Origin of the sequence: Pedobacter sp. Leaf216, from assembly GCF_001421515.1 — a bacterium.
In the GTDB taxonomy this organism is placed as follows: Bacteria; Bacteroidota; Bacteroidia; order Sphingobacteriales; family Sphingobacteriaceae; genus Pedobacter.
In genome coordinates this window covers 1-23,458 of record NZ_LMKM01000007.1, presented here as the reverse complement: position 1 = coordinate 23,458, position 23,458 = coordinate 1, and the positions used below count along the sequence as shown (strand labels likewise).

23 protein-coding genes are annotated in these 23,458 nt (G+C 36.8%); 17 read left to right on the top strand and 6 right to left on the bottom strand.

What is annotated here, in order from left to right; genetic code table 11:
* Positions 1-161 precede the first annotated feature (161 nt).
* Both ASE74_RS05220 and ASE74_RS05215 read left to right on the top strand, forming a co-directional pair.
* Positions 162-1,406, top strand: a complete 1,245-nt coding sequence (locus ASE74_RS05220; protein WP_055905232.1) for a pitrilysin family protein — start codon at positions 162-164, stop codon at positions 1,404-1,406.
* Entirely contained in the window at positions 1,399-2,670 is a 1,272-nt protein-coding gene (locus ASE74_RS05215) for a pitrilysin family protein (RefSeq protein ID WP_055905229.1), read from the top strand. The genes ASE74_RS05220 and ASE74_RS05215 overlap by 8 nt, the downstream gene beginning before the upstream one ends.
* Before the next feature lie 130 nt (positions 2,671-2,800).
* On the opposite strand, the gene ASE74_RS05210 is transcribed toward ASE74_RS05215, so the two are convergent.
* Positions 2,801-3,082: a pyrimidine/purine nucleoside phosphorylase gene (locus ASE74_RS05210; protein ID WP_055905226.1), complete on the bottom strand. Its 282-nt coding sequence runs from the start codon at positions 3,080-3,082 to the stop codon at positions 2,801-2,803.
* A 136-nt stretch (positions 3,083-3,218) separates the two neighbouring features.
* Positions 3,219-4,220 carry a sterol desaturase family protein gene (locus ASE74_RS05205; RefSeq protein WP_055905223.1) on the bottom strand — a complete coding sequence of 334 codons (1,002 nt, stop codon included), beginning with the start codon at positions 4,218-4,220 and terminating at the stop codon, positions 3,219-3,221.
* A 224-nt stretch (positions 4,221-4,444) separates the two neighbouring features.
* Here ASE74_RS05205 and guaB point away from each other — a divergent pair, with 224 nt between their 5' ends.
* The 5 genes from guaB (at position 4,445) to ASE74_RS05180 (ending at position 11,001) form a co-directional block, all read left to right on the top strand.
* Positions 4,445-5,914 (top strand): IMP dehydrogenase, encoded by a 1,470-nt coding sequence (gene guaB / locus ASE74_RS05200; RefSeq protein WP_055905220.1) that lies wholly within the window; start codon positions 4,445-4,447, stop codon positions 5,912-5,914.
* Positions 5,915-6,413: 499 nt separating this feature from the next.
* Complete coding sequence (locus ASE74_RS05195; protein WP_055905217.1) at positions 6,414-8,993, top strand: TonB-dependent receptor; 2,580 nt, start codon at positions 6,414-6,416, stop codon at positions 8,991-8,993.
* 282 nt (positions 8,994-9,275) lie between these two features.
* Positions 9,276-9,869, top strand: coding sequence for a TIGR00730 family Rossman fold protein (locus ASE74_RS05190; protein WP_055905214.1), 594 nt, complete (start codon positions 9,276-9,278; stop codon positions 9,867-9,869).
* Positions 9,870-9,938: 69 nt separating this feature from the next.
* A complete protein-coding gene (locus tag ASE74_RS05185; protein WP_055905211.1) occupies positions 9,939-10,400 on the top strand; it encodes a MaoC family dehydratase in 462 nt (153 codons plus the stop codon).
* 55 nt (positions 10,401-10,455) lie between these two features.
* Positions 10,456-11,001 carry a hypothetical protein gene (locus ASE74_RS05180; protein WP_157255351.1) on the top strand — a complete coding sequence of 182 codons (546 nt, stop codon included), beginning with the start codon at positions 10,456-10,458 and terminating at the stop codon, positions 10,999-11,001.
* 15 nt (positions 11,002-11,016) lie between these two features.
* Here ASE74_RS05180 and ASE74_RS05175 read toward each other — a convergent pair whose 3' ends face one another.
* Positions 11,017-11,478 carry a DUF2721 domain-containing protein gene (locus tag ASE74_RS05175; RefSeq protein ID WP_055905205.1) on the bottom strand — a complete coding sequence of 154 codons (462 nt, stop codon included), beginning with the start codon at positions 11,476-11,478 and terminating at the stop codon, positions 11,017-11,019.
* A 253-nt stretch (positions 11,479-11,731) separates the two neighbouring features.
* Here ASE74_RS05175 and ASE74_RS05170 point away from each other — a divergent pair, with 253 nt between their 5' ends.
* The 6 genes from ASE74_RS05170 to ASE74_RS05145 all read left to right on the top strand — a co-directional run bounded on the left by ASE74_RS05170 (position 11,732) and on the right by ASE74_RS05145 (position 18,469).
* The gene (locus tag ASE74_RS05170; protein ID WP_055905201.1) at positions 11,732-13,360 is read left to right on the top strand and encodes an acyl-CoA carboxylase subunit beta; all 1,629 of its coding nucleotides are present in this window, start codon (positions 11,732-11,734) and stop codon (positions 13,358-13,360) included.
* Between the two features lie 79 nt (positions 13,361-13,439).
* On the top strand, positions 13,440-13,691 hold the full coding sequence (locus tag ASE74_RS05165) for a hypothetical protein (RefSeq protein WP_055905198.1): 252 nt from the start codon (positions 13,440-13,442) through the stop codon (positions 13,689-13,691).
* Between the two features lie 219 nt (positions 13,692-13,910).
* Complete coding sequence (gene trxB / locus ASE74_RS05160) at positions 13,911-14,867, top strand: thioredoxin-disulfide reductase (protein ID WP_055905195.1); 957 nt, start codon at positions 13,911-13,913, stop codon at positions 14,865-14,867.
* A gap of 556 nt (positions 14,868-15,423) precedes the next feature.
* Positions 15,424-17,334, top strand: coding sequence for a beta-N-acetylhexosaminidase (locus ASE74_RS05155; RefSeq protein WP_055905192.1), 1,911 nt, complete (start codon positions 15,424-15,426; stop codon positions 17,332-17,334).
* Positions 17,335-17,390: 56 nt separating this feature from the next.
* Positions 17,391-18,011: a hypothetical protein gene (locus ASE74_RS05150; protein WP_055905188.1), complete on the top strand. Its 621-nt coding sequence runs from the start codon at positions 17,391-17,393 to the stop codon at positions 18,009-18,011.
* Positions 18,012-18,097: 86 nt separating this feature from the next.
* Positions 18,098-18,469, top strand: a complete 372-nt coding sequence (locus tag ASE74_RS05145) for a diacylglycerol kinase family protein (protein ID WP_055905185.1) — start codon at positions 18,098-18,100, stop codon at positions 18,467-18,469.
* On the opposite strand, the gene ASE74_RS05140 is transcribed toward ASE74_RS05145, so the two are convergent.
* The 3 genes from ASE74_RS05140 to ASE74_RS05130 all read right to left on the bottom strand — a co-directional run bounded on the left by ASE74_RS05140 (position 18,458) and on the right by ASE74_RS05130 (position 20,228).
* A complete protein-coding gene (locus tag ASE74_RS05140; protein WP_162235794.1) occupies positions 18,458-19,024 on the bottom strand; it encodes a DUF922 domain-containing protein in 567 nt (188 codons plus the stop codon). The genes ASE74_RS05145 and ASE74_RS05140 overlap by 12 nt on opposite strands.
* A 120-nt stretch (positions 19,025-19,144) precedes the next feature.
* A complete protein-coding gene (locus ASE74_RS05135) occupies positions 19,145-19,744 on the bottom strand; it encodes a hypothetical protein (RefSeq protein ID WP_055905180.1) in 600 nt (199 codons plus the stop codon).
* On the bottom strand, positions 19,731-20,228 hold the full coding sequence (locus ASE74_RS05130; RefSeq protein WP_029275756.1) for an RNA polymerase sigma factor: 498 nt from the start codon (positions 20,226-20,228) through the stop codon (positions 19,731-19,733). The genes ASE74_RS05135 and ASE74_RS05130 overlap by 14 nt, the downstream gene beginning before the upstream one ends.
* A gap of 162 nt (positions 20,229-20,390) precedes the next feature.
* On the opposite strand from ASE74_RS05130, the gene ASE74_RS05125 reads away from it, so the two are divergent.
* From ASE74_RS05125 to rpmA, 4 genes are all read left to right on the top strand, one after another.
* Positions 20,391-21,773: a dicarboxylate/amino acid:cation symporter gene (locus ASE74_RS05125; RefSeq protein ID WP_055905177.1), complete on the top strand. Its 1,383-nt coding sequence runs from the start codon at positions 20,391-20,393 to the stop codon at positions 21,771-21,773.
* A 69-nt stretch (positions 21,774-21,842) separates the two neighbouring features.
* Positions 21,843-22,343 carry a hypothetical protein gene (locus ASE74_RS05120; RefSeq protein ID WP_055905172.1) on the top strand — a complete coding sequence of 167 codons (501 nt, stop codon included), beginning with the start codon at positions 21,843-21,845 and terminating at the stop codon, positions 22,341-22,343.
* A gap of 184 nt (positions 22,344-22,527) precedes the next feature.
* Complete coding sequence (rplU, locus tag ASE74_RS05115) at positions 22,528-22,839, top strand: 50S ribosomal protein L21 (RefSeq protein ID WP_025146774.1); 312 nt, start codon at positions 22,528-22,530, stop codon at positions 22,837-22,839.
* Positions 22,840-22,891: 52 nt separating this feature from the next.
* Positions 22,892-23,308 (top strand): 50S ribosomal protein L27, encoded by a 417-nt coding sequence (gene rpmA, locus ASE74_RS24325; RefSeq protein ID WP_082458656.1) that lies wholly within the window; start codon positions 22,892-22,894, stop codon positions 23,306-23,308.
* Positions 23,309-23,458: the final 150 nt, after the last annotated feature.

The following is a 23,458-nucleotide window of genomic DNA, read 5'->3' as shown; positions in this document are numbered from 1 at the left end:
TAAAAGTCGTTAGTCAAAAGGTGTAAGTCGTCAGGCTTTAGTAAAAGAATTACCACTTTATAAGTAATATATTCTTATGTTTTGATTTTGTGTCCTTCCTCTTACATTTTCCATCTTCCAGTTTCCCTTAAAATAATATCTTTACGGTTCTAAAAATTGATATGGTAGATTTTAATCGTTTTACGCTGGCCAATGGCTTAAAAGTTTTGGTGCATGAAGATGCAACAACTCCAATGGCAGTTTTAAATATTTTATATGATGTGGGTGCCCGCGACGAGGATCCTGAAAAAACGGGTTTTGCACATTTGTTTGAGCATTTAATGTTCGGCGGATCGGTAAACATTCCTAACTATGATGAACCGTTGCAACGTGTAGGGGGCGAAAACAATGCTTTTACCAGTAATGATATCACCAATTATTACATCACTTTGCCTGCAGAAAATATCGAAACGGCATTTTGGTTAGAGAGCGATCGTATGCTGAGCTTGGCCTTTTCTGAAAAAAGTTTAGATACACAGCGGAATGTGGTAAGTGAGGAATTTAAGCAACGTTATTTAAACCAGCCTTATGGCGATGTTTGGTTAAAATTACGTCCACTAGCTTATAAAAAGCATTCTTATCGTTGGGCAACAATTGGCAAAGAACTTTCTCATATAGAAAATGCAACGATGGATGATGTAAAATCATTTTTTAAAAAGCATTATACCCCACAAAATGCAATTTTGGTTGTTGGTGGGAATGTGAAAACCGAGGATGTGAAAAAGCTGGCCGAAAAGTGGTTCGAACCGATTCCTGCCGGAGATAAATACAACCGTGACTTGATACAGGAAGAACCGCAAACGGAGGCCAGACATGAAACGGTAAAAGCCAACGTACCTTTAAACGCCATTTATATGGCTTTTAAAATGCCGGGAAGGTTAAACCAGGATTATTATGCTTTTGATTTATTGTCTGATATTTTATCACGTGGACAATCATCACGTTTGTATAACAGTTTGTTAAAAGAACAACAGCTATTTAGTGATATAAATGCATATATATCAAGTAGTTTAGATCCCGGATTATTCATTGTAGAAGGAAAACTTATAGAAGGCGTATCTGTTGAAACTGCCGAAAAAGCTATCTGGACAGAGTTAAATAAGTTAAAAACAGAACTTGTAACCGATATCGAATTAACCAAAGTAAAAAATAAAGTAGAATCAGTGCTTGTATTTTCTGAAATGAGCTTGTTAGATAAAGCAATGAACCTGGCTTACTATGAACTATTGGGCGATGCGGCTTTATTAAATAATGAAACTGCGGAATTTTTAAATGTGAATGCAGAGGATATCAAAAGAATTTCTAACGAAACCTTCAGTCCTAATTCATCATCTACCTTATATTATTTAACCGAAGAAAATGCTTAACAGACAACAAGCGCCTGATTTTAAGCAGGTATCGACAATAAATTTTATCCAGCCATCGAAAAAGGAATTAGACAATGGTGTACCTGTTTTTACAATATATTCTGGTGAACAGGATTTGGTGCGAATCGAATTTATATTTGAAAACGTAAACTGGAAACTCGAAAAACCATTACAGGCCATTGCTGTAAGTTCGCTTATCAATAATGGAACCAATAAACTATCGGCAAAACAAATAGCCGAGCAGATTGATTTTTATGGCGCATTTTTTCAAACGGAATATGTTCAGGATCAATCTACGGTAACACTATACACCCTAAATAAACACCTCCATTCGGTGCTACCGCTTGTAAAAGATGTTCTATCTGAAAGTCAGTTTCCTCAGCAGGAACTGGATATTTATATTCAAAACCAAAAACAAAAGCTGCAGGTAAACCTCAAGAAAAATGATGTTCTTTCGAGAAAAGAATTTGCCAATGCTTTATTTGGCGATACTGCTTACGGTGTTAACATCAATGCAGACCATTACGATGCTTTAAAGCGAGATGATCTGGTTGATTATTTTAAAGCAGCTTATGCGCCAAACAATTGTACTATCGTTATTTCTGGAAAATTTGATGATGGCAGCTTCAATCTTTTAAACGATACTTTTGGAAAGGATTGGGAAAAGAGTAATGCTGTAAAAAACAGTTTTAGTTTCACTACCACAGAAAAGCAGTTTGTTTACACTGAAAAACCAGATGCCTTACAATCGGCTATCCGTATTGGGCAGTTGGCCATTAACCGTAAACATGAAGATTTTTCTGGTTTGCAAATTTTGAATACGGTTTTAGGCGGTTATTTTGGTTCACGTTTAATGAACAACATCCGTGAAGATAAAGGCTATACTTATGGTATCGGTTCTGGTATTTCTTCGTTACAACAAGCTGGTTATCTTTTTATTGCCACAGAAGTTGGGGCTGATGTTTGTTCGGCTGCGTTAACAGAGATTTATAAAGAAATTGATATTTTAAAAAATGAACCGGTAGGAGAAGAGGAGTTAAATCTTGTTCGTAATTACATGTTAGGTTCGATGTTGGGCAGTTTGGAAAACGTTTTTTCACATGCCGATAAATTTAAAAATATTTACTTCTCAGGGCTTAACTACGATTATTATACCAATTATATCGAAAAAGTAAAAACTGTAACTGCTGAAGAATTGCTTGCCCTTGCAAACAAATATCTCATTACAGATCAATTTACCGAAGTAGTAATTGGGAAGAAATAGATAAGTTACTTAATTTAAAGAGTCTTAATTATTTCACTAAATATTAAAACTGAGTCTGTCGAAATGCTGAACATGTTAAATGTGTTTTCCGACAGGCTCAGAATGATATCTTATAATAATTTACGGCTTTTTACCGGTATTGGCAAAGGTATGCAGTTTGAACGCTTGCTTTAACCTTAAATGATGAATCTGCAGCTACTTCAAAGCTGCTACCCGCTTTAATACTTTTCCATTCTGTTTCACCTGGAAGCTGTGCAAATAGTTCACCTTCAATAACATGCATAATTTCTTTTTGTGCGGTGCCAAAAGTATATTCTCCAGGGTTTATAATTCCAATGGTCGATTTACCCTCTGTGGTTTCATATCCTAACGATTTTACATTTCCGTCAAAGTATTGGTTCTCGGTTATCATATCTAATTTAATGTAGTTTGGTTAAAATTGCCCCTTTTTCGTCTGCATGATCATTAATGTGCCAACTTATCAGGATTTTTTGAGTAAGTGCAATTATATAAACATTCTACCGATTATCCATAAAAACTGTTGTCAGTTAAGAAACTTCCTGTCTGCGTTTTTCTAAATATTCCATTCTCACCAGTTTTGCTGTCTTATGGTCTTGGTTGTGGCTCCATCCAGGAGGCATAAAAATGTAAAGAAATTTGTTTTTCAATCCCGGAGCGTGCCATACATCCTTGGCTAAAAGAATAATTTCACCAAAATAAGCATCTAAAAAACTATTCTTTTTCATTTCACGGGTAATGCCATATTCAATTTTAATGGTTTTATCCTCTTCCTGGTAGGTTTTAAAAATTCTATCCCAAATCGGTAGCAGATTGCAGAAGTTGGTATCCATATACAAGGCATTTTTTGCATGGTGCACACGGTGGTGGGAGGGAGTGAGGATAATTTTGTTCAAAAAACCAAAACGGCCATCTTTAGAAATATTCTCGCCGATATGAATAAATGAGCCCCAGAAACCATCAATAAACATAATTAAAAAGAGCAGTGCAGGACTCACCCCTAAAAGAATGCAGGTGGTGGTACGGATGAGATCGGCATAGGGAGCTTCCAGAAAAAAGTGGGCAAAATTAACAGATAAATTCATCGTTTCGGGCGCATGATGAGTGGAATGAAGACACCAGAATAACCTGACCTTATGTGCTAAAAAATGATATATAAAATGCCCGAATTCCCATATTACGTAACCATAAATAAGCCAGTACCAGGTAATCTCAGTTTTAAATATGGCATATTTTCCAAAAAGCCCGATACAGAGTGAAACCATACCGATGGAAATTATGCGACCAATGAAAGAATTGATTACCAGTGAAAAGAACGAAATCCGGTAATCAACCACCTTAAAACGGCGGTAAAATGTCATCCTGATGATTTCGAAAACCAACAAAAAAGGGACTAAAGGGCCAATGAGGGCACCAATTCCATTCCAGGTCATAAACTGACTGTAATCGTTTGTTTTAAGCAGGTTAAATAGGCCTGATAGACCGAAAAAACCTGTGAGCCATTCTTTTACACTTTCAAAAAAATCTAACATATCATATATTTGGTTTGATGAATTTATATAAAACTTAAACTTTAATCAAATATTTATGCTTTTGCTGATAATAATGTTGCAGTATTTTTTTTTCAACAGTAATTTTTAGCAAGCTGACATTTGTCAGCCAAGCTCAATATTTAAGCATTTTTGATTTTATAATTTTATATTCCCTCAATTTTCGTATCTTTGCCTGGCAAATAATAAATCCTAATTTATTTGCTATGCAACTCGATTCCACAAAGTTTATTGCTACAGGTTTAACGTATGACGACGTACTATTAGTACCCGCATATTCTGAAATTCTGCCCCGTGAAGTAAATACATCCACTTTTTTAACAAAAAAAATCAAACTTAATGTTCCATTGATTTCTGCCGCAATGGATACAGTAACAGAAGCCGAACTCGCCATTGCCATTGCGCAAAATGGTGGTATTGGCATGTTGCATAAAAACATGACTATCGAAAGACAAGCTGCAGAAGTTCGTAAGGTTAAACGTTCTGAAAGTGGCATGATTCAAGATCCGGTTACTTTGCTTGAAACAGCAGTTGTGGCCGATGCTTTCAAAATTATGAAAGAGCATAAAATTGGTGGTATTCCGGTGGTAAGCAGCGATAATAAATTGGTTGGAATTATTACCAACAGGGATTTGCGTTTCCAAAAAGACATGAAAAGACCAATTTCTGAGGTGATGACCAAAGAAAATTTAATTATTGCACCAGAAGGTACCACGTTGGTACAGGCCGAAGAGATTCTTCAAAACCACAAAATAGAGAAACTGCCTGTAGTAAGTAAAAATGGCTACTTAAGTGGCTTAATTACTTTTAAAGACATATCAAAAGTTAAAAATTACCCGGTTGCCTGTAAAGATGAGCGTGGCCGTTTACGTGTAGGTGCTGCCGTTGGTGTTACTGCCGATACTTTACAACGTGTTGATGCTTTGGTACATGCAGGTGTTGATGTAATTACAATTGATACCGCTCATGGCCATACTAAAGGTGTTGTAGATAAATTAAAAGAGGTTAAAGCTAAATATCCTGATCTACAGGTAATTGTAGGTAATATTGCTACTGGTGCGGCAGCCAGATTTTTAGCAGATGCCGGTGCTGATGCGGTTAAAGTAGGTATTGGTCCGGGTTCTATTTGTACCACCAGAATTATTGCCGGTGTTGGTGTACCACAATTATATGCTGTTTACGAATGCGCTAAGGCTTTAAAAGGCACAGGTGTACCCGTTATTGCCGATGGTGGTATTAAACATACAGGTGATATTGCGAAGGCAATTGCTTCTGGAGCAAGCACTGTAATGGCAGGTTCGCTATTTGCAGGAGTAGAAGAATCGCCAGGCGAAACCATTATCTATGAAGGACGTAAATTTAAATCTTACCGTGGCATGGGTTCAATTGAGGCCATGGAACAAGGTTCTAAAGACCGTTATTTCCAAGATGTGGAAGATGACATTAAAAAATTAGTGCCAGAAGGAATTGTTGGTCGAGTGCCATTTAAAGGTACATTGGCAGAAGTAATGTACCAATACATCGGTGGTTTACGTGCGAGTATGGGCTATTGCGGAGCAGCCAATATAGAAGCCTTACAAGAAGCGCAATTTGTACAGATTACTGCGGCAGGTATGCGCGAAAGCCATCCACACGATATCACAATTACGAAAGAAGCCCCTAATTATACCAGGTAGTTAAGTTTTTTTCCAATAATTAATTATTACAGGAAACGAAGCAATCTCATTAGGCAGAATTTTTATAGATTAATACAGCGGGGTATCTTTTACGATTGCCCCGTTTTTATGTATAGCTATTTTATAAATTTAATCATAAAATTATTACGGGCGTTACCCAAGCTGCGCAAGGGGCGGGCTTTTACAGGGCTGCGCTTTGCTGCGGTACGGTGAAGAACCGGTACTAAACCCTTCCAATCCCTAACGCAAAAATACAGGTCCAAAATGAAGGCCCGTAAATCTTTAGACTTCTAAGAAAACAGAAAAATAACAAAATAAAATTTGGCAGCTAGAAAATTTTAATATATTTGTCGACTAAATCTATAGGTTTTATATAATTATTATGAATATGGATCAAAAATCGCGCTCTTATTGTTGTTGTAGTCATTCACAAACATTAATCGAATATTTTCGAACGGGTCATTATTAAACAACACTTAAACAAACTATATAAACAATCATGAACAAAAGTTTATTTTTTCTCTTTTCATTTTTACTCTTTGCAAGCTATACATTTGCCCAAAGTTCTTTAACCGGGGTAATTAAAACATCTAATGGTACTACAATTCCGCATGCAACTGTAAAAGTAAGGGGCACTAACCAAGCTGTGGTAGCCGATGATAATGGAGCTTTCAGCATTAACATCAAACAAGAAACCCCATTTTACCTGCAAGTAAGCTCAGTAGGCTTTAAACCTCAGGATTTTCAAATATTAAAACTTCAGGATACGCCGATAGAATTGGTTTTGGTAGAAAACGCACTTTTGGATGAAATCGTGGTAACTTCCAGAAGGCGTTCAGAGGTATTACAGGATGTGCCAATTCCAATTACCGTTATCGGTGGTCAGGCAGCAGAAAATGCAGGTGCATTTAATGTAAACCGATTAAAAGAATTGGTGCCATCAGTACAGTTATATGCTTCAAATGCAAGAAATACAACTTTAAATATCAGGGGATTGGGGTCAACATTTGGTTTAACAAATGATGGTATCGACCCAGGGGTGGGTTTTTATGTTGACGGCGTTTACCATGCCCGTCCGGCAGCAACTTCTACCGATTTTCTTGATATCGAACAGATTGAAGTAATCCGTGGCCCACAAGGTACATTATTCGGAAAAAATACTACGGCTGGTGCATTCAACATCACCACCACAAAACCAACTCAAACGCCAAGTGCAAAAGTAGAAATGAGTGTTGGTAATTATAACTTTTTGCAAGCTAAAACATCAGTTTCAGGCGGCGTAGCAAAAAATCTGGCCGCAAAAATTTCAATTTCCGGTACACAGCGCGATGGTACCATCTGGAACACCAGGGAAGAACGTAAATATAGCGGGCAGAACAACCTAGGTTTTAAAGGACAACTGTATTTTACTCCATCAGATAAATTACAGATTTTATTGAGTGGAGATGTAAGCATTCAGCATCCGGCAGGTTATCCATTGGTTATTGCAGGAGTAACCACTACCGAGCGAAGTGCTTATCGCCAGTATGCAAAAATTGTATCCGATTTAGGTTATCAACAGCCTAAAATTGATCCTTTTTCAAGAGAAATCAATACCAATACCCCTTGGAAACATAACCAATCGATTGGTGGTATCTCTTTAAACGTAGATTACAAAATAGGTGGTGGAACACTTACTTCGACAACGGCATGGCGTTTCTGGAACTGGGATCCTACAAACGACAGGGATTTCTCGGAGCTGTCTGCTTTAACAAAATCACAAGGGACTTCCCGTCATGATCAATATTCGCAGGAAATCAGGTACGCAGGAAACATTACTGATAAATTGAGTGGTGTAATTGGTGTATTTGCGCTTGCACAAAACTTAAAAGGCTTATCTCAAACCGAAGAAGTTGGTAAAGACCAGTGGCGGTTTGTACAAACCAGCAACACTGGTAGTCAGGCCTTATATTCAACTCCAGGCTTATTAGATGGTTTCGGCATTAAAACAAATTCAACTATTAAATCATTAAGTGCAGCCATTTTTGCCCAGGTAGATTGGGAATTTCTTGAACATTTTCACGTTTTACCAGGATTAAGGTATACTTACGACAAAAAAGATGTTGATTATGACCGTGTAACTTACGGTGGCTTACAAACTACAGATGCTGCTTTGCTTGCTTTAAAATCGGCAGTTTATAGCAATCAGCAGTTTACAACCAAGGTAGATAACAATAATCTATCTGGTAACGTAACAGTTTCTTACCGTCCGAATACCAAATTAAACGTATATGGTACTTTTTCTACTGCATATAAACCAGTTGGTGTAAATGTTGGTGGTTTGCCAACTACCTCAACCGGACAAGCAGATTTGTCGCTAGCCGTTGTTAAACCAGAATATGTTCAACACTACGAATTGGGTTTAAAAACAAAACCTGTTAAAGGTGCTATACTAAATGTTACTGCATTTAATACAGATATTAAAGATTATCAAACCAATGTACAATCGCCACAATTAGGGGTAAACAGAGGTTATCTGGCAAATGCAGAAAAAGTTAAAGTAAAAGGTTTGGAAATTGATGGAACCTATCAATTGGAAAGATTTTTAACATTAAATGCAGCAGTAGCCTATCTAGATGGTAAATATGTAAAATTTACCAATGCTCCGCTTCCATTGGAAGAAACGGGACATACCGAACTGGTAAATGGTGTAGCAACGCAAGTGGCATTTAAAGATGCATCAGGAGGCAGGTTACCAGGTATTTCAAAATGGAATATTTCAGGTGGATCGGAGTTTAGCACACCTGGCAATTTAGCTACCAGAGCAGGCCGTTACTTTATCGCTGGCGATGCAAGTTACCGTTCTGAGTACTCTTCAAACCCAACACCTTCAAGCGTTTTAAATGTTAAAGGTTATGCCTTATTCAATGCGAGGTTAGGTTTTAAATCTGATAAATTTTCATTGTTTGTATGGAGCAGAAACATTGCCAATAAAAACTATTACGAACAATTACAGGCTGCAGCAGGTAACTCTGGTTTGTATGCTGGTGTACTTGGCGATCCTAGAACTTACGGTGCAACCATTCGCTATGCTTTTTAAGGTAAACTAAATCATATTTTTAAAAAGGAGTGGCCAAATGCTACTCCTTTTTTGTTTTGAGTTTACAATTTAATGATGTTAAACACACCACTGAGTCTTCTAGTGCCATTGCACTAATGAAGTAACAGCTAATGCATTATCCAAATATCTATTTATCCGATACCATATTATATACCATAATAAAGGCTTAATGATACTTAATCACAATCTGTAACAGCTTTGTGCAGAATTAAAATTTACATACAAGCGATAAAGTATTAACTTCGGAAAAATTTTAATCAGATGAACAAGCTTAAATCCGTTTGTGTGTATTGTGGCTCAAACTTTAATGGCGATGTACAATTACGGAATGCAATAAAACAATTGGCAGAAACGCTGGTAACACAACGAATCAGGCTGGTATATGGCGGTGGTAGTGTTGGAGTTATGGGTGTTTTAGCTAATGATGTACTCGAATTAGGAGGTTTGGTGACTGGCATTATCCCTCAGTTTCTAATGGATAAAGAAGTTGGTCATAACGGCTTAACCGAAATGATCGTAACTGAAAATATGCACCAGAGAAAACAAAAAATGGCTGATTTAAGCGATGGGTTCGTGATTTTACCTGGCGGTTTTGGTACATTGGAAGAATTTTTTGAGGTATTGACATGGTTGCAGTTAGGTTTACACCATAAACCAATCGGTGTACTTAATGTAAATGGCTTTTACGATCCTTTATTTGCCCAGATGGAGATGATGGTGCAAAGTAAGTTTTTAAAACCTGCCAATCGCGACCTCGTTTTTAACGAATCCAATGCTGAAGATCTGATCAATAAGATGGATAATTTCTCTGCCGTACCCGATGAGGTTTGGTTTAGAGAAAGGAACCTGAGTTAAAAATTAATAATTTATAAGCAATTATCAATCCCCCATGCGCAAAACGCCTGGTGCTAAAATACATATCTAATGCAAATCATTACATCCCACGCAGAATTTGAACAATACCTTGGCAAGGAATTAGGCGTTTCTTCATGGCATACCATTACACAAGAACAGATTAATAAATTTGCTGATGCAACACTAGATCATCAATGGATACATGTTGATGAAGAAAGGGCACAAAATGAAGGACCTTTTAAAGCAACTATTGCGCATGGCTATTTAACATTATCATTAATTCCTTATTTATGGAAAGAGATTGTGGATATTCAAAAATTAAAAATGGAGATCAATTATGGCATCGAAAGTTTAAGGTTTGCACAAGCTGTTACCGTAAACAGCAAGGTAAGGTTAAAAGCTAGGTTGGCATCAATTATCAACTTAAGAGGAGTTACAAAGGTTAATATGGCTATTGAAATGGAAATTGAAGATCAGAAAAAACCTGCCTTTAGTGGCGAAGTGGTTTTCTTGTATCATTTTATAAATTAATTATTTACTATGTAGCGTTTTTAAAGTAATGAACGTTTTGATAAAAAAAACGCTCATGAATAATATTTGCAAAAATGCCAGCTTAATTTTAATGTTATTTGTGTGCTGTGCTTTTGGCGCATGTAAAAAAGAAAAAGAACAAGCAAACAATAATTCTTTTTTGCCCATGCAAATCGGAAATCTATGGTACCACAACAATGAAAATTTTACCGAAATTACAGATACACTTCGCCTAAATAATAAACTTTTTTACAAGTTTTATTCATTGATAGGTGGCGATGCTGAAGCCATTTCCTACTTAAGAATTGATGAGCAAAACCGGTTAATAGAAAGCTATCCCAGTGCACCAGCAAAAAGTTATCTAAAAGCCGATTTTAATGCAAAGGTAGGGGATAAGTTTTTTACTACCGGCGCAAAAGATGTTAATGACAATGAAGTTACTGTTGTTCAAAAAACAGATTCAGAAATGGTTTTTTCATTCGATATCGTTTATCAGGAGAACTTAAAAGGCCATCCATATCAGGTAAAATATGTTAAAGGTGTAGGATTTTCTGGAAATTGGAAGAAACTGATTATTAACGGTGTCGTTACTCAAAAATAGGCTCATACTCAAGCTTTACTGCTCACCTGAAGTATAATTCTTATCAAATTTCTTTTTTAATCTTCCTACAAGTGTTGGGTTTTCGAGTTCTTCTAAACTGCTTAGTTCGAGTTCGAGTGCTTTTGTACTGATTTGAATTTCAATGAGCGAAATGACAAGAGAAATCATAAAAAATACCAAGCTGAGTGCAAAGAGTATTTCTGCAAAGGTATTCCACTTCAAATAAATAAAAAACATACAAAAAAGACAACATGCAAAGCTTATTACTCCAAAAGCCTGCATGTTTTTGATTAATCTTAATCTATAGCGCAGGTTTTCAATCTGCTTATGAAGCACCACATTTTTATCACCACCCTCATACTTCGATTTTAAGCTGCGAACAAGCGTGGCCAAGGCCAGAAAACGGTTGGTATAAGCCAGCATGATTAAGCTGATGGCTGGAAATAATAACGCAGGAATATTGATGGTTAGTTCCATTTTTAGGGTTTAGCCAAAAATATCATTTTAAACGGATATTTAACCACAGCGGAAGCAGAGTTTTTACATAGCGGTAAACGGAGAAAATACTTTAGTTATCGCTCAAATTGTAGGTAATCCAATCTTAAATAAAGCGTTGAGATCTCTTTGTCCTCATTAATTTCTCTTGTTTTTGCTGTGGTTAAAAATTGCTTTGTACCAGAAACCGTTTTGGTCAATATTGTTTTTCTAAAAATAAATTTAAATTGCCTCCATGAATATCGAATTCAATAAAAATGAGGATGTGAACAAACAGTTGGTTTACGAACTGAAAACCAAACTCAAAAAAATATACTTGGGCGGTGGTGAAAAAAATGCTGCCAAGCAAAAAGAAAAAGGTAAGCTGTTGGCCCGCGAACGTATTGCATACCTGATTGATAAAGACGCTGATTTTTTAGAAATTGGTGCATTTGCCGCTGACGGTATGTACCTGGAACAAGGGGGCTGCCCAGCTGCGGGGGTAGTTTGTGGAATTGGTTATGTGAGTGGAAGGCAATGTATGATTGTTGCCAATGATGCCACGGTAAAAGCTGGTGCATGGTTCCCGATGACGGCGAAAAAGAATCTTCGTGCACAGGAAATTGCGATGGAAAACCGTTTGCCTGTAATTTACCTGGTAGATAGTGCCGGAGTGTATTTACCCATGCAGGATGAAATTTTCCCGGATAAAGAGCATTTTGGAAGAATGTTCCGCAATAATGCCATCATGTCATCAGAAGGAATTGTTCAGATTTCGGCTATTATGGGTGCTTGTGTTGCAGGTGGGGCTTACTTACCCATTATGAGCGATGAAGCCATGATTGTTGATAAAACCGGATCGGTATTTTTAGCAGGATCTTATCTCGTAAAATCCGCTATCGGTGAGGAAGTTGATAATGAAACTTTGGGTGGAGCAACTACACATTGCGAAATTTCGGGTGTTACCGATTATAAACATCCCAATGATCAGGCTTGTTTGGATAGTATCAAAAACATCATGAGTATGTTAGGTGCACCACAAAATGCAGGATTTGATCGGATAAAGCCTGCAAAGCCAAAAGAAAATGAGGAAGAACTTTACGGTATCTTACCTGAAAACCGTGATAAACCTTATGAAATCATGGATATCATTAATCGATTGGTTGATGGATCGGAATTTGAAGAATATAAAAAAGGTTACGGACAAAGCATTGTTTGTGGTTTGGGGCGTATTGATGGTTGGGCTGTAGGTATTGTAGCAAATCAACGCAAAGTGGTAAAATCAAAAAAAGGGGAGATGCAGTTTGGTGGCGTAATTTATTCTGATAGTGCAGATAAAGCCAGCCGTTTCATAATGAACTGTAATCAAAAGAAAATTCCATTGGTGTTTTTGCAGGATGTAACCGGTTTTATGGTGGGCAGCCGATCTGAGCAAAGCGGTATTATTAAAGATGGCGCTAAAATGGTTAACGCTGTAGCCAACTCTGTGGTGCCAAAATTCACAATTGTATTGGGAAATTCTTATGGTGCTGGTAATTATGCCATGTGCGGTAAAGCTTACGATCCAAGATTGATATATGCCTGGCCAACTGCAAAAATAGCCGTAATGGGTGGCGCACAGGCCGCTAAAACATTATTGCAAATTCAGGATGCTTCCTTAAAAGCAAAAGGGGAGGTAATAACGCCAGAAAAAGAAGCAGAGTTGTTAAAAGAAATCACTGATAAGTACGATAGCCAAACCACTCCATATTATGCAGCTTCGCGCCTTTGGGTAGATGGCATTATCGATCCACTGGAAACAAGAAAAGTAATTTCAATGGGCATTGAGGCAGCCAACCAATCGCCAGTTAAAAAGAAATTTAATGTGGGTATTATACAAACTTAGGTGTTGTGGGATTTTGCTAGGTGATGCAGAAGACATTTTCGAAAGAAAAAATATTTATTAACTTTGGAACAAGCTTTTAATGAAAAGTATTAAAAATGAATTACAAAATATCATTTTCGGAGATGGATCAACTGGGGCAGCAAGCCAACTTAAAAAAGTGCAAAGTTTCCTTAGCACAAATGAGAAAGCAAGCTTCGGAATTAAAAAACAAAAGTATCTCAAAAGTGAAGAAGCAATCCACTTAATAGAATTTGCTTTAAACGAGAATTTATTCTATTCTAAAGAAATTAATCAAAATAAATTTAGTATTCAATTGAGCTGTAGAGTTTAATTGCTATGGTATCTCAACTGTCGTATAAATTTAATCTCAGCCTAATGGAAACACCTGAAACCACAAATCATACATTTTATTAGGCCTAAAGTTGCTTTATGCCCTGCCTCTTAACCTCAGCTGTTAATAAGTAAACTATGTTGACAATGTAAGTTTGTTAACAATTAATTAAAGCATTAAATTTGCGCTACAATTAATGAATTTCAAACACACAATATAATGTCACAAGAAAACGAGCACGTTCAGTGTTTAATTATAGGCTCAGGCCCTGCAGGTTATACTGCTGCAATTTATGCTGCCAGAGCCGATTTAAAACCAATTATGTATACTGGTATGCAAGCTGGTGGACAGCTTACGCAAACTACTGATGTTGAGAATTTTCCGGGTTACCCACAAGGAATTATGGGGCCAGAAATGATGGAAGATTTCCGTAAACAAGCAGAACGTTTTGGTACCGATATCCGTTTTGGTTATGTAAGCTCAGTTGATTTTTCTTCTACACCACATAAAGTAGTTGTAGATGAAATTAAAACCATTACCGCTGATACTGTAATTATTGCTACCGGTGCAACAGCAAAATGGTTAGGCTTACCAAGCGAGCAACAATATAATGGTTTCGGGGTTTCTGCTTGTGCCGTTTGCGACGGTTTCTTTTTTAAAGGACAGGATGTAGCTATCGTAGGTGCTGGTGATACCGCTGCTGAGGAAGCAACTTATTTAGCTAAACTATGTAAAACTGTTCATTTATTGGTTCGCAGAGACGAATTCAGGGCTTCAAAAGCAATGGTAAGTCGTGTTTTAGCAACCCCAAACATTGTGGTACATTACAACACCGAAACCCAGGAAATTTTAGGTAATGGTAAAAATGTTACTGCTGTTAAAGTTTTAAATAACAAAACAGGTGAAGAATCTGATATCGAAGTAGAAGGTTTCTTTGTGGCCATCGGTCATAAACCAAATACCGATATTTTTAAAGGCCAGTTGGATATGGATGAAACCGGATACTTAGCTACTAAACCAGGTTCTACATTAACCAATATCGAAGGCGTTTTTGCCTGTGGCGATGTTCAGGATATGTATTACAGACAAGCGGTAACTGCAGCGGGTTCTGGTTGTATGGCCGCACTTGATGCTGAAAGGTATTTGGCTGCTAAAGAACACCCTGTAGAAGCATAAACACATTTAAATATTATTTTAGAAAGAGAAATCATTAACGGTTTCTCTTTTTTTGTGATTGATTTTTTTGGAAAGCAATTTCAGCAGCTCTTTTTATTGTTAGTCCTGCTTTCCATTACAAGTCCTCGCTGCGCTCCGGGCTTTGCAATGCAATAAGGTTTATATACGCAGGTTTTTGCTGCTATTGAAAGTTGAATAACACCGTTCATCAATTGTCTTCTGCACATTGCAACCATAACAAGTACCATTGTCTGCGCCACCTAAACCCGATCAAAGCGGGATGCAGATTTTTCAATCGGCAGAAGCGGGAGCGGGACTGTTCCAACCCAAAACGCTACTGCATTTGATTTTCAAAAAAATACTAGGATTTTTATTATAAATGTATTATCAAAAGCATTAGAAAAAACGCATAAGCCTTCGGGTTAAAATTTATCTGCATTGGGCAGTCCAGTCAAACGGTTGATTTAAATTGTAACAAAAATGTGAGGTTCAGGATCTGCCCATAATCTCTATATTGGTTGTAATAATCAAATAAATTTAAAACCAAAAACACAACATGAACAAAGCATTATCGATTTTTATTGGAGTATTAATCAGCACAAGTGCGTTTGCGCAGAGCGATCCCAATTTGGGAATCATACCTGCACCAGTAGCCATTACAAGAGCAAATGGAAATTTTATTTTGGATAAAACCACTGTTTTGGTAAACCAGAGCATCGACGGAGCAAAGATGTCTGATTTATTAAACGCTTTTATCGTTACAAAAGCCGGTTTTGCCTTGAGAGAAAATAAAGTAACTCAACCCAATCAAAAAGCACTTATACTTACTTCTGTTGGCGCAGATAAATTGCCTGCCGAAGGTTACACCATTAAAGTTACACCCAACCAAATCGTTTTAACAGGAAAGGGTGCCGGACTTTTTTATGCCGTACAATCACTGATGCAAATGTTGCCAGATAAAGTTGCAGATAAAATTACATTACCTGCGGTAAACATTAACGATTATCCTCGGTTTGCTTATCGTGGAACCATGTTGGATGTGTGCCGTCATTTTTTCCCAATATCTTTCATCAAAAAATATATCGATCAATTGGCTTATTATAAAATCAACACTTTTCACTGGCATTTAACAGATGATCAAGGTTGGAGGTTAGAGATTAAAAAATATCCAAAGCTAACCGAAATCGGCTCTTCACGCAATGGAAGTATTATTGGGAATTATCCAGGCAATGGCAATTACCTTACACCTGTTAAAGGTTTTTACACACAAGAAGAAGCTAAAGAAGTTGTTCGCTATGCAGCGAGCAAATACATCACCGTAATTCCGGAAATCGAATTGCCTGGTCATGCTTCAGCTGCCATTGCTTCTTACCCTGAGTTAAGCTGTTTCCCTGAGCGTGATACTTTTATCAGTGATAAAACACCATGGGCAGGCAGTAGAAAAGGAAAGCAGGTGCAACAAACCTGGGGTGTTTTTGATGATATTTTTGTACCATCAGCCAATACCTTTACCTTTTTAGAAAATGTTTTGGATGAAGTGATTGCTATTTTTCCTTCTAAATACATTCATATTGGTGGTGATGAAGCTCCTAAAACCTATTGGAAAGAATCGACATTCTGTCAGAATTTAATGAAAGAAAAAGGTTTGAAAGATGAGCATGAATTACAGAGTTATTTTATTCAAACCATAGAGAAACATGTAAATGGAAAAGGACGCTCAATTATTGGCTGGGATGAGATTTTGGAAGGTGGTTTAGCCCCAAATGCAACAGTAATGAGTTGGAGAGGTGAAGATGGTGGAATTGCTGCTGCACAACAAAAACACGACGTAATTATGACTCCAGGTTCGATGGGTTTATATATTGACCATAAACAATCCAATTCTCCTGATGAGCCGGTTACTATTGGTGGATTTGCGCCATACCAAAAGATTTATGCTTACGATCCAATTCCTAAAGTGTTAACTGCCGATGAGCGTAAATACATTAAAGGGGTGCAAGCAAATATGTGGACAGAGTACATTAAAACAACAGCGAAGGCAGAAAATCATGCTTTCCCGCGTTTGTTGGCCTTGGCTGAAATTGCATGGTCGCCGGTGGAGCGGAAAGATATTAAGAATTTTTCTGAGCAACGCCTACCAGTGCATTTGGCGCGTTTAGATAAAATGAACATAAATTTTTGGGTGCCTACACCAATAGGTCAAAGTGATAAACCTTTAACCGGTGGCGATTTTACCATTGATTTGAAAGCACCTGTTACCGGTGCAAAAATTTATTATACTATCGATTTGGCGCGTCCATCCGAAAATGCATTCTTATATACTGCTCCTCTAAAAATTACTGTTCCGCAAGGAGAGAAGAGAGTTCTAAAAACCATAGTTATTGCACCAAGTGGTAGAAGAAGTGTTACTGCAGAGACTGTTTTAAATAATGGTGCGCCAGAAGTAAAGGCAGAGGCCAAGAAATAATGTTGCTTAGGTAAGCTAAAATACTTAATTTGGGGCAACCAAACGTCCCAAATAGAATGAAACTACAGAAATATACAAAACAGCATCTTTTGTTAATAGCAGGGATGCTGTTTTGTTTTGCATGCACAGAAGAAAAACCAAAACCAGTTATAACAGAAGCTACTAAAATTGAAAAGAACCCTTTCCGTTTTTATAAGGATATAGAAGTAAAACCGGGTTTGAATTTTGAGATTTTAAGCTGGGGGAAAGGCGTTGATTCAATTGGCGGGTATCAAATTTTAATGTCTGATTCCGTACGTAACAATTATAAATCTGCTGCGGTAGATCGCAAAGGAATAATAACGGATGCATGGAATATGGACCTGGATAATGATGGTAACCCGGAAATCTATATCCAGTTACTAAGCAAAAAAAACGTTTCCGATCTGAATGTTTTCGAATACGCCGGTGGAGATTTTAATAAGATAGGTTTTCCTTCTTTAAGTGCTAACCAGAAAAAAGGATATGCAGGGAATGATAAATTTTTTATTAAAAATGGCGATCTTTTTCGCTCTTTTCCTGTTAAAGATACTGTAGATAGCACTAAAACAATTAGCAAGACTTATCAATATAAATTAAGTGGTAGCAGTTTTTCTACGAGCGAAGTAAAGCCTGAAGAAGGGAAAGGTAAAAGCTAACTTTTAAGGGTTAAAAATCACATGCTTCGCACATATAAGGCATTATCTTGTTTCAGCATCTTTAATGCCTAGCTAAAATTAAAATAATGAGCAGCCAGAAATTTTCAATTATAGAGCGGGTAAGGAGCTTTAAATATGCTTTTAATGGATTAAGGTTGTTTTTTGTTAATGAACACAATGGGAGGATTCATTTAGTTTCAGCAATTGTTGCGGTTGCGTTATCTTTTTATTTAAAAATTTCTGGCTTAGAATGGATTGCAATATTATCTGTAATTGTTGCAGTTTTTATGGCTGAAATAATAAACACAAGCATTGAGAAACTAGCAGATGTTGTTTCACCAGATTATCATCCAAAAATCAAATTGGTAAAAGATTTGGCTGCGGCGGCTGTTTTGGTTGCAGCATTTTTGGCCGTCGCTGTAGGTTGCATCATATTTGTGCCGAAGCTATTTTTGTAATTCTGCTGTTGCTGCTCTTGATTCTTCAATTTTATCCTGAATAATTTCATCCCATCTGGCCTGCATTTTATGGTTGCTGCCGTGTTCAGTTTCCTCGTCGTAATTGCGTTGCATGGTATCAAAATACTCGCTGATCTGGTTTGCCAGTTCTGAAATTTGTGCTTTGTAGTTGTTTACTGAATAGTTTCTGTTCTTCAGCACCCTTTCGGCTTCTAAAAGTAAAACATATTGAATATCAGCGTGTCCTTGTTCGTGGTGCAACAAACTTGCCCTAATGTCAGGATCTTTAATCTTGTCCCATTTCACCCACGATCTTGTTTTATCAATTGTGGCTTCATTCTTTAAATTGATGGCAACCCGGTTGCGGTAAACAGTGCTTGAGTAGCTGTATTTCCAGGTCATTGCCGTTAAAGCAAAAAAGGGCGATTGCATATCTGGTTTACCTTTAAAATGAGTTTCCCAGTCAAGTTGTACTGGTTGGCTCAAGTCTTGTTTAAACGCAAATGTGCATGGCAGGGCCAGCAAAAAAAGTATGGATAAAATTTGTTTTTTCAACGGTATAATTTTAGTTTCAACTGTAGTGAAGCGATTATGATTTAACAATTTCATTATCTGGCGATAAATCATAATGTTTTCAATGTATCAGTTTTTACAATGAAAAAACCGTGCCTAAAATTATTCCGGGGTAGAAATCTGTTCGCTAATGCGTTCAAATTTTTCAATCAATAAAGCAATGCGTTCTTTTTCTCGGCTTATTACCGCTTTTCTCAGAATTGTTGAGCAAAATACCATCCAAAATGCTGTAAATCCTATTGCCAGTACCTTTTGAATGGTATTAAAACGAGAAAGAATTTCTACGAAATAGAACATAATGCCTAATGAGAGGGCAATTGCATAAAACCAGTATAAAGAATTGTAAAGCTTATAGCGGTTTAACTGATAAGTTTTTAGGTTATTCAGATACTGATGGGGATGAGCCGTAAAATCGGTTTTCGAGATTAAACGGTAATCACGGTAAAGAATCAATGTATATACACCAATTGCAATAATTGTGATGCTGATGCCCACGTGGGTTGTCCACGATTCGAAATGAAAAAATATCCATAGTGCAGCAATAGCAATAAATGATGCCAGCATCCCCAGGATGTTCAAAGCAGATTTAAGCTTTAATCCATTTACTTCTTTCTTCACTTGTTGTAGCATTTCATCTGCAGAAACCTTAACTTCTACTTTGTGATTTTGCCACAGCTCCTGTATTTGATCAAACGCTTGCATACTGACTATATAATTCTGTTAACTTTTGTTTAATTCGGTGAATTTTTACTCTTAAATTGCCTTCACTTATTCCAGAGATATCGGCAATTTCGTGATATGGTAATTCATCTAATACCATTGTTATAATCAAGCGGTCATTTTCTTCGAGTTTGGATATACATTTATAAAGAAGGGCAACCTGTTCGTTTTTCTCCGAAAACTCTTCTATTTTATTTTCAATTATGTTGTCCGTTAATTCGTCTTTTGCCTGTCGTTTCTCTGATCTTAAGTAGGTTAAACAGGTGTTTACGGCAATTCTGTAAATCCATGTAGAAATTAAAGATTTGTTCCTGAATTTATCCAGGTTTTGCCAAACCTTTAAAAAAGTTTCCTGTAAAAGATCATTGGCAGCGTCGGTATCGCCAGTATAACCATAACATAAATGGAAAATCTTTTTGGAGTTTGAATCAAAAATTTCTTTAAATAGCTTGTCTTTTTGTTCCATTTAGGGGTTGAAGGTTGCGTTTTAGATGATGTTGAGCATTTTTTGTTACAACAAAGTGCCAAAAATAATATATTTTTTAATTCCAGCTGTTATCAAAATTTGTTACAAGCCGTAAATATCGTAGTTTTACCAAATTAAGAGTACCACAAACTTTTTATATTCATGAAGAAAAACAAACTCACGCTTTTTATTTTCTTAGCGCTGATTGCGGGTATTGCACTGGGCTATATTTTAAATGTCAATTCAATCGATGTTTACAACCAGAATATACTTAATGCTGATGCAAAAGTTAAAAGTATAGAGGTAAGTATTGCTAAAACAACCGATACCACCAGTATTGTGTATACGCAACTTAAAGCAGAGCGTAAAGCTAACGCCAAAATCAAAAAAGAGAATGAAGATATTAGAGAGAAAAAACTAGAATATTTCACTCTGTTAAGCGATATTTTTCTTCGCCTGATTAAAATGATTGTTGCTCCATTGGTATTTACAACCCTTGTTGTTGGTGTGGCTAAAGTTGGCGATATTAAAGCAGTTGGGAGAATAGGCGGTAAAACATTAGGTTGGTTTTTAGCCATGTCGCTAATGTCGTTAGTACTGGGGATGATTCTTGTCAATTTATTCGAACCTGGAAGACATATGAAATTATCGTTGCCAGATCAATTGGTGAATACCGGAATCCAGAAAGCTGCAATGAGTGTAAAAGATTTCATCGCACACGTTTTTCCTAAGAGTATCGCCGAATCTATGTCAACCAACGAGATTTTACAGATCGTTGTTTTCTCTTTATTTTTTGGTGTAGCCACAGCTGCAATTGGTGATTTGGGGCAGATCGTAATTAAAGCTTTTGATGCCATTGCGCACGTTATTTTAAAGATGACCGGTTATGTGATGAATTTTGCACCATTAGCTGTTTTTGGAGCCATGACAGCCATTGTAGCCAAACAAGGACTGAATGTATTGAATACCTATGCCATTTTTATCGGTGAGTTTTATTTAGGGTTGGGCATACTGTGGATGGTATTGATTTTCTTAGGCTTTTTGGTATTAAAAAAACGCATTTTCCGTTTGGTTAACGATATGAAAGAACCTGCGCTTTTGGCCTTTAGTACCGCAAGTAGCGAGGCAGCTTATCCGAAAACTATGATGCTTCTGGAGCGGTTTGGATGTAAAGATAAAATTGTAAGTTTTGTATTGCCACTTGGATACTCTTTTAACCTCGATGGTTCGATGATGTACATGACGTTTGCTTCCTTATTTATTGCCCAAGCTTATGGAATCCATTTGGGTTTTGAGCAACAAATTTCGATGCTTTTAATTTTAATGCTTACCAGTAAAGGCATTGCAGGGGTACCACGGGCATCGCTGGTGGTAATTGCTGGTACCATTGCCAGCTTCAATATTCCTGAAGCAGGTTTGGCGTTATTAATAGGCATTGATCCATTATTGGATATGGGCCGTTCGGCAACTAATGTTGTTGGAAATAGTATTGCCACTGCAGTGGTGAGTAAATGGGAAGGGGAGTTAAAAGAATCAGCGGTTTAGCATTTTATTTAATCTCAATAGTTCATTCCTTATAATAATTTAAACATTCAATCAATAATTTAATATCAAGTGTCAAGTAAAGGAAAAAAAATATTCTTAGCCCTTAGCATCATCCTTCCGATGATTATTTATTGTTATATTTATTACAAGCCAATCATTCAAAATGCACCGTTCAGGAAAAAGGATTTTGTATCGATGGACTACAAATGGGGGATAAAGGATACATTAGAAAATCATTATAATTCTGCTACTGGCGAATATCAGTATGTAAATAATGTAGATTCTGTTGTTCGGAAAAAGGTGTTTTTAAAAAGCGACGATATTTTGTTTATGCATTCAAAAGCAAATGAAATCGGCCTTTGGAATTTTCCTGATACCATTGGAAAAAAGAGTGCTAAAGCTTTGGCTGTTCCGCGCTACGAGATTCTTTTCAAGTATAAAGAAAAATCTAAACACGTTGTGATTTATGGTGATTTTGATGGTAACCCAAAATTGTTGGATGCTGCTGTACAGATGAGAAAAATTATCGAAGAAACGATAAATCAAGCTGAAAAAAGAAGCGGTAAATAATAAGAAGAACTAAAATTTGTTACGGTTTCATGTCATCGTTAATCTTAAAACAGACTGAAATTAAAGGTTGGCATAAAAATAAAATATATATAGAAAATATTTTCGATATGTATTTGTGTGTTAATTGAATTTGTTCTATATTTGCACCTCGTTAAATAAAAATTAAAAAACTAATATTTAAACAATGTACGCAATAGTAAATATAGCAGGGCAGCAATTTAAAGTTGCTAAAGACCAGCACCTTTTTGTACACAGATTACAAGGAGATGAAGGCGCTAGTATTGAATTTGATAATGTATTGTTGGTTGACAACGGTGGTGCAATTACTGTAGGGGCTCCTGCAGTTAAAGGTGCTAAAGTTTCAGCTAAGATCGTATCTCATTTAAAAGGTGATAAAGTGATTATTTTCCACAAAAAACGTAGAAAAGGTTACAAAAAGAAAAATGGTCACCGCCAGTTTTTCACTAAGATTCAGATTTCTGACATCACTCTATAATTAATTGTTAACCCAATAATTCGCTTTTTAGCGAGTTACAAAATATAAAATCATGGCACACAAAAAAGGAGCCGGTAGTTCGAAAAACGGACGTGAATCGCATAGTAAGCGTTTAGGTATTAAAATTTTCGGTGGGCAATTGGCTATCGCTGGAAACATTTTAGTACGTCAACGTGGAACAAAACACCACCCTGATAAAGGTGTTGGTATTGGTAGAGACCATACTTTATTCGCTTTAGTTGATGGTACTGTAATTTTCAGAAAGAAACAAGATAACAAATCTTACGTTTCAATCCTTCCAATTACTGAAGCTGAAATCGAAGCTGCTATAGCTAAAGCACCAGTTGCTAAGAAAGCAGCTGCTGAGCAAGAAGTTGTTGCTGTTGAAGCTGCTCCAGCTAAAAAAGCACCTGCTAAAAAAGCAACCAAAAAAGACGAAACTACTGAAGAAGCTGCACCTGCAGAATAATTAGTAACGAAATTATAATAAAAAGTCCTGATGCAAATCAGGACTTTTTTTGTTTCGTGCGCCGGGCATGGCAATCGACTATAGGGTTCAAGTCCCGAACACGCTTAGCAGTAGGAAGTGTTAGCTCGAGACAAGGGTGTCGTGGGTGAC

Bases quoted from the DNA above. Each gene is read 5' to 3' on its own strand.
- ASE74_RS05210 (WP_055905226.1), bottom strand. From the start codon at position 3,082: ATGATAACCGAGAACCAATACTTTGACGGAAATGTAAAATCGTTAGGA.
- guaB (WP_055905220.1), top strand. From the start codon at position 4,445: ATGCAACTCGATTCCACAAAGTTTATTGCTACAGGTTTAACGTATGAC.
- ASE74_RS05165 (WP_055905198.1), top strand. From the start codon at position 13,440: ATGAAAAGTATTAAAAATGAATTACAAAATATCATTTTCGGAGATGGA.
- ASE74_RS05135 (WP_055905180.1), bottom strand. From the start codon at position 19,744: ATGCAAGCGTTTGATCAAATACAGGAGCTGTGGCAAAATCACAAAGTA.
- ASE74_RS05185 (WP_055905211.1), top strand. From the start codon at position 9,939: ATGCAAATCATTACATCCCACGCAGAATTTGAACAATACCTTGGCAAG.
- ASE74_RS05130 (WP_029275756.1), bottom strand. From the start codon at position 20,228: ATGGAACAAAAAGACAAGCTATTTAAAGAAATTTTTGATTCAAACTCC.
- rpmA (WP_082458656.1), top strand. From the start codon at position 22,892: ATGGCACACAAAAAAGGAGCCGGTAGTTCGAAAAACGGACGTGAATCG.
- ASE74_RS05175 (WP_055905205.1), bottom strand. From the start codon at position 11,478: ATGGAACTAACCATCAATATTCCTGCGTTATTATTTCCAGCCATCAGC.
- trxB (WP_055905195.1), top strand. From the start codon at position 13,911: ATGTCACAAGAAAACGAGCACGTTCAGTGTTTAATTATAGGCTCAGGC.
- ASE74_RS05220 (WP_055905232.1), top strand. From the start codon at position 162: ATGGTAGATTTTAATCGTTTTACGCTGGCCAATGGCTTAAAAGTTTTG.
- ASE74_RS05205 (WP_055905223.1), bottom strand. From the start codon at position 4,220: ATGTTAGATTTTTTTGAAAGTGTAAAAGAATGGCTCACAGGTTTTTTC.
- ASE74_RS05125 (WP_055905177.1), top strand. From the start codon at position 20,391: ATGAAGAAAAACAAACTCACGCTTTTTATTTTCTTAGCGCTGATTGCG.
- ASE74_RS05170 (WP_055905201.1), top strand. From the start codon at position 11,732: ATGAATATCGAATTCAATAAAAATGAGGATGTGAACAAACAGTTGGTT.
- ASE74_RS05180 (WP_157255351.1), top strand. From the start codon at position 10,456: ATGAATAATATTTGCAAAAATGCCAGCTTAATTTTAATGTTATTTGTG.
- ASE74_RS05145 (WP_055905185.1), top strand. From the start codon at position 18,098: ATGAGCAGCCAGAAATTTTCAATTATAGAGCGGGTAAGGAGCTTTAAA.
- rplU (WP_025146774.1), top strand. From the start codon at position 22,528: ATGTACGCAATAGTAAATATAGCAGGGCAGCAATTTAAAGTTGCTAAA.
- ASE74_RS05150 (WP_055905188.1), top strand. From the start codon at position 17,391: ATGAAACTACAGAAATATACAAAACAGCATCTTTTGTTAATAGCAGGG.
- ASE74_RS05155 (WP_055905192.1), top strand. From the start codon at position 15,424: ATGAACAAAGCATTATCGATTTTTATTGGAGTATTAATCAGCACAAGT.
- ASE74_RS05195 (WP_055905217.1), top strand. From the start codon at position 6,414: ATGAACAAAAGTTTATTTTTTCTCTTTTCATTTTTACTCTTTGCAAGC.
- ASE74_RS05215 (WP_055905229.1), top strand. From the start codon at position 1,399: ATGCTTAACAGACAACAAGCGCCTGATTTTAAGCAGGTATCGACAATA.
- ASE74_RS05190 (WP_055905214.1), top strand. From the start codon at position 9,276: ATGAACAAGCTTAAATCCGTTTGTGTGTATTGTGGCTCAAACTTTAAT.